The sequence below is a fragment of the Stenotrophomonas pictorum JCM 9942 genome (assembly GCF_001310775.1).
GTDB classification, from domain to species: domain Bacteria; phylum Pseudomonadota; class Gammaproteobacteria; order Xanthomonadales; family Xanthomonadaceae; genus Stenotrophomonas; species Stenotrophomonas pictorum.
Map to the genome: position 1 here is coordinate 1 of NZ_BAZI01000773.1, position 621 is coordinate 621.

A 621-nucleotide genomic window follows, 5' to 3' on the forward strand; every position below is an offset into this window, starting at 1 on the left:
AGCAGGCCCTGCACGAGCGCTACGACCTGCGCGGGGTGGTGTTCGCCGATCCGGCCAGCGAGCGGGTGATCTCGCTGGCCTGCCAGGTGGCGCGCTCGGACCTGCCGGTGCTGATCACCGGCCCAACGGCGCCGGCAAGGAAAAGATCGCCGAGATCATCCAGGCCAATTCGGCCAACCGCAAAGGCCCGTTCGTGGCTCTGAACTGCGGCGCCATTCCCGCCGAACTGATCGAGGCCGAACTGTTCGGTGCCGAGGCCGGTGCCTACACCGGCGCTAACAAGGCCCGCGAGGGCAAGTTCGAGGCCGCCGACGGCGGCACCCTGTTCCTGGACGAGATCGGCAACCTTTCGCCCAGTGGCCAGATGAAACTGCTGCGGGTGCTGGAGACCGGACGCTTCGAGCGGCTGGGCTCCAACCGCGAACGTCAGGTCAAGGTGCGCGTGGTGAGCGCCACCAATGCCGACCTGCCGGCGATGATCCGCGACGGCAGCTTCCGCGAGGATCTGTACTACCGCCTCAACACCGTCGAACTGGCCGTGCCCGCGCTGGGCGAACGCCGCGAGGACATCCTGCCGCTGGCCCGGCACTTCCTCGGCGATGCCGGCAAGCCGCTGTCCGC

Annotated in this window: 1 pseudogene; it reads left to right on the top strand. The window is 68.6% G+C overall.

The features are described from left to right. Nucleotides 1-621, top strand: a pseudogene (locus tag JCM9942_RS17620) (sigma 54-interacting transcriptional regulator); the annotation flags it as partial.